Source organism: Scytonema sp. PCC 10023 (genome assembly GCF_963920835.1).
Classification (GTDB): Bacteria; Cyanobacteriota; Cyanobacteriia; order Cyanobacteriales; family Nostocaceae; genus Kalymmatonema.
The window spans coordinates 1-4735 of the sequence record NZ_CAWUDP010000223.1 but is presented as its reverse complement, the minus strand read 5'-3'; the positions used below and the strand labels follow the sequence as shown (position 1 = coordinate 4735).

Annotated in this window: 3 protein-coding genes and 1 pseudogene; 1 reads left to right on the top strand and 3 read right to left on the bottom strand. The window is 40.7% G+C overall.

Translation table 11 applies throughout. The features are described 5' to 3' along the window. Positions 1–10: 10 nt before the first annotated feature. The 3 genes from ACM0OZ_RS47895 to ACM0OZ_RS47885 all read right to left on the bottom strand — a co-directional run bounded on the left by ACM0OZ_RS47895 (position 11) and on the right by ACM0OZ_RS47885 (position 3720). The gene (locus tag ACM0OZ_RS47895) at positions 11–304 is read right to left on the bottom strand and encodes a hypothetical protein (RefSeq protein WP_414589999.1); all 294 of its coding nucleotides are present in this window, start codon (positions 302–304) and stop codon (positions 11–13) included. A gap of 1185 nt (positions 305–1489) precedes the next feature. Continuing rightward, entirely contained in the window at positions 1490–3163 is a 1674-nt protein-coding gene (locus tag ACM0OZ_RS47890) for an NAD(P)/FAD-dependent oxidoreductase (protein ID WP_414589998.1), read from the bottom strand. Positions 3164–3480: 317 nt separating this feature from the next. Then, entirely contained in the window at positions 3481–3720 is a 240-nt protein-coding gene (locus tag ACM0OZ_RS47885) for a hypothetical protein (RefSeq protein ID WP_414589997.1), read from the bottom strand. A gap of 539 nt (positions 3721–4259) precedes the next feature. On the opposite strand from ACM0OZ_RS47885, the pseudogene ACM0OZ_RS47880 reads away from it, so the two are divergent. Further along, positions 4260–4648: pseudogene (locus tag ACM0OZ_RS47880) on the top strand (IS630 transposase-related protein); the annotation flags it as partial. Positions 4649–4735: the final 87 nt, after the last annotated feature.

Sequence of the window (4735 nt, the reverse complement as noted above, 5' to 3'; positions counted from 1 at the left end):
AGAATGATCCTTATTGCTGGTCGAAGCGTTTCTTATTGCTGGCTCCTACAGCTAGGGAGTGCTTCCCTACAATAGTTTCCACGTGAATCGGGCTGGCACTTCCAAACAAATTTGGATCAGCAGCGAAGATTTCCTTAATTCCTTGGGGGTGATTCAAATACACGACTGGAGAATTGTTTCTATCTCCTAGCGTGAAAGCGTCACCATAGCGCTCTCCCAGCTCATCAAAAAATTCTAGGGGACGTACAATCAGTTGGATTGTCTCTAGCCAGGGTGGAATCCGGGGACCATCAGGAAGTTTCATAAGGTTTCTCTTTTTCGAGGGAAATTATAAGAGCTGATTGTTGAAGCGATAATCCTACAGCCTGTTGCCCACTAGACAAAATGTCCTAACTGTAAATGTTCAATCGGTTGTGCTGCAAAAAAATTTTTAGACACTAGCTGTAGAGATACTACAAATTGGAACTCTTCTACAAACAGGGTTTTTGAAAATTTTTGCAACACAACCGAGTTCTTAATCTTGCAAAGTCTGGGTTAATTTGATAAATCCACAGTTAGGGTACACTTATAAAATATACTTCCCCTAATTATATAAGTCAAGAAATTTATGCAGTATACGGCGTAAAACTAGCGAGCCTGTCATTTGCCGCCATGCAACGGCTCTTACGTCTGCCGTCTGTTTGACAAAACTAGCACAACCGTACTCGGCATCCCACAAAGATAACGGGCGTTTCGGCAGGTGTGAACAGACTTGTCTCAATTGTGCGGCAGCTTTTTCACTGGAGTTTACACTAAAACCTAAAAAATTTAAGTGTACTAAAAGGGGTCACCAGTTACAGGTATAAAAAAATGGAGTTGAGTTGGCATCTGATGCTCTTACTCCTCAACGTTCAGGAAAAGCATGGGAAGGGACAATTTTCAACGGTACGAGAGCGCTACTAAGCTGTAGATGTCATCAACGCGCTTAGGTAAAACACACTGATTAAGCAGCGATTGCCCAAGGGGCAGTGGCAAAGCCAATCGCCTTCAATAAGTCGTCGATTGACGCAGCGGAGGCAATTGTTTCATTTAACATATACCCCTCCTATTTTCTCTCTAGAGGGGATTTTATTATGAAGAGTGACCCGACACGCCGGAGCGAAGCTCCGGCGTAGAGTAACTAGCAACTTGGGTTAATACTTAGTTGCTCGTCTCGGTTTGCCGAGAGAAGATATAACCATGAGTGAGTTCTTTTTAGCGATTGCGCGGAGCGCAATCGCTCGTTTGGGTGGTTTTCTTGCGCGAAAATCTGGTGGTCTGCCAACCTGGCAGACCTTATGGCGGGGATGGTTGAGATTACAGGATATGTGTTGGGCTGCCAATTTCATTACCCAGTCACTTTAAAAATGTTGGTAATGACAAGGTTTTTAACCGGGGGTTCTCAGTATAGTTTTGATAGTGGCTTGCGGTCACCTGAATCCTTAAGCCTATTTTCCGTCTCCCAATGTCACTACCTCTTACCCGCACGTATCTTGAATGCGGCTACCAAATCTTCTTCGTCGTAGTCAAAATACTTCTTAACCTCTGGTTTTTTGGAATCTTTGACCCAATACAAAAAACGTAAAACTTCAGACTTATAAAAATCAGTTGCCCCATCTACGTTTTTTTGTGATGCATCTCCAATATTCAAAATATTATCTGGTAAGAAAATAATTGATTTTAACAACGACATAATCTGTTGTGCCGCATCATCTGGAGATAGTAAGTTTTCTTCCACCTTTTCGACTATTGCAGTAGTTTTTTGGAAAAAATCATCACCCAATCCTTCATAGCTAGGAGTTAACCTGTCTAGGTTATCTTCATCATTATTATTTAGTATTGACAACTCTTCACCCTTACCTGCCCCAATTTTTAGTTTTATTCTAATTCCTGCTTTCATCTGACGCATAAAAGTTCCAAGCATCCAAACACGTCTCCAGGCATCCCAAAGGTTAAAGTTACGGAAAGAAATGTACGAACAGTTAACCAAATTATCATTGAAGTCAAAAAGTTTCTGCTGCAAACGTTCAATGTCGGCAAAACGCTCTGTCGAATAATCATTTTCTGAAATAGCCTTCATAATGCGGGAGGCTAAGGGAATGATAATTGTACAAGTATTTACCAATCCGAAGGAGTAAAGGGGATCAATAAATCCTGCAGCATGAGGAAGTAAGTAAAATCGTTCTCCCATACATGAATGGGATGAATATTGAAGGCGACCTGTTGATACCCAATTGCGAACAGGTTTAGCATCTTCAAACTGAATGGCGATGTTGGGAAATCGTGAAAGAAAATTTTGGAACTCCTGTTCAGGAGATATATCAGTTCTGGGATATCTTCTAGGATCGAGGTTTAGTCCTACACTACAAATTGGATTAGTTGATTTTTCATGATTATTAAATGGAATAACCCACATCCAACCTCCATCAAATATGTGATGAAGAGTTCCTTGATACCAACGTATTTCATCTAGGGTTTCTCCAATTGAATGAATACAATCATCATACTTCTTTACACCAATCATGTGAGTGAAGATACTTCTTGAATGGGTTTTTAATCTGGTTGGTTTTTCTCGCAAATTAAATCTCTGGCTAAGCAGAGAATTATAGCCACTGGCATCAACCAAATAATTGGCAGCAAACTGTTCGTCACCCTCTACTTTTACTTCAATTCCTCCTTTTGGGTCTATCTTTAAATCTACGATATTCGTGTTTTCTAAAAGTTTGGCACCATAATTCACAGCAACTTTTGCCATGTAGTGGTCTATCTCTTGACGAAATAAGTGGCTGCTAGGGAGAACACCAATTTTGTTAGAGCTTTGCAAAGACTGTTTTTCACCTTCCCGATGATATATGAAGTTGAACGAGCGCTTTAATCCACAAGCAGAAGGTGAGATATAATTGCAGATATTATTGAAGGAACTCAGGTAATCGATTTCAGGAACGGAATATTTATAGCTGAGAATACTCATCATTAAATCTGTATCAGGAGTCATTGCTTCTCCAACCGCAAATCTGGGATGAGCTTCCTTATCGATCATCAAAACTTTAACATTATGTCTTGCTAAAACGGTTGCCAAAATCGAACCTGCAAGTCCAGAACCTAGAATTATCACATCAAATTGCTTACTCTTGTCGTAACTCATGCCACACTCTCGCAATTAGTTAATAAAGATTTGTACTAACTCTGTGAGAACACAGAAGCGGTCATTAGTAAATCGGGAAGACTACGCCTAGTGGGACTTTGAACTTTCTGGGATGAAAAGTGCCTGAAAGCCTTTTTGGGCAAGGCAAATATGTCAACAGGGGTAAAAGCCCCTCAAACCCAGTTACGATAGGCGTATGTATATGCTAAATCGATGTAAAACCCTTGCTAATTATACGATTGAGGCGATTTTGAGCCTAGTTTTTTACAAAGTCCCACTAGGTCGAACACTTCGCTTTCCGCCTACAAACACAAAATCTAGGGTTTCAGCATTATTTGACCTTGTTGAGTTTCATTTTGATTCCAAATTAACTTTTCAATAGCTTTGTACTTTTCTACTCCACCTGTATCGTCAACAAGTCGGTTTTTCTTGAAAGGGCAATAATATATTTTTCCCGTGTCCTCAATTAGCTGGATGAGTTTTTCGATAGCATACCAGTTATCCACTAACACATTACGGCGGGGCAACCGCTTATGATTCTTTAGGCTGACAATCATATCTGATACATGGTCTAGCTTGGTCTTTTCATCACTATCTGAGGCATAAATGGATAGTCAGTTACCCAAAACTAATTTGTTTCTGGATTAATATATATGCAACTTACTAAACCAAAACCTCGAATAACACAGTGTGCATTAACGCGAAAGTTTCAGCACTCAGTTCACCGCCATCAGATTCTCAATATTATTGAGAATAGCATTAATAAATTTTGAGACTATCAACGAAGAAATTTAGTACTCCTGAGAACTAATACCGTGTGGCTTTCTCAATAAAGCTAGTGGGAGAACGCAGAAAAAAGTGACTAGCCGTCATGGTTAACTTGTCGGCGTAGTCGATTACTTATGGGGTAAATACAGCTGGTCACTTTTTTAGAAATGAATGCACCAGTTTGTACTGAATCCTAACATTATGATATGTTACCCTGTGTTAGGGGACAAGTCAAGCATCTGCTTTGCCCTAACTTTGGAACTATAGCTATAGCCATCAAGATTAGGACGTAGACTATAAGAGTTAGCATTGCGTCTACCCAATTTCAATGGCTAAACCTTACAGTGATGATTTCCGGCAGAAAGTCATGCAAGCGATCGAGTTGGACGGTCTCAAGAAGTGTGAGGCGAGCCAACTGTTCAATATCAGTCGCAACACGATTAACTTGTGGCTCCAGCGCAAAGCTGAAACAGGTGATGTCAAACCCAAACCGAGGACAGTATTGCAGCAGAACGGCAAAATCAGCGATTGGGAGAAGTTTTGCAGTTTTGTCAAAGAGCATGGGGATAAAACCCAAAGCGAAATGGCACAGCTATGGGACGGAGAGATTAGCCAACGCACGATTTCGAGGGCATTACGAAAGATAGGACATACGCGTAAAAAAAAACATACGGGTATAGTCAACGAGATGAAGCCAAACGGGCGGCCTTCTTAGCGTAGGTGGATAACCCCAAAGCGCCTCATCTAGTTAGGACTTACGCATTGACAATATAAGCAAGATGTGTAGTTGGTGTGACAAGAAAG

Coding starts and splice junctions, on each gene's coding strand:
- ACM0OZ_RS47895 (WP_414589999.1), bottom strand. CDS start 304: ATGAAACTTCCTGATGGTCCCCGGATTCCACCCTGGCTAGAGACAATC.
- ACM0OZ_RS47890 (WP_414589998.1), bottom strand. CDS start 3,163: ATGAGTTACGACAAGAGTAAGCAATTTGATGTGATAATTCTAGGTTCT.
- ACM0OZ_RS47885 (WP_414589997.1), bottom strand. CDS start 3,720: ATGATTGTCAGCCTAAAGAATCATAAGCGGTTGCCCCGCCGTAATGTG.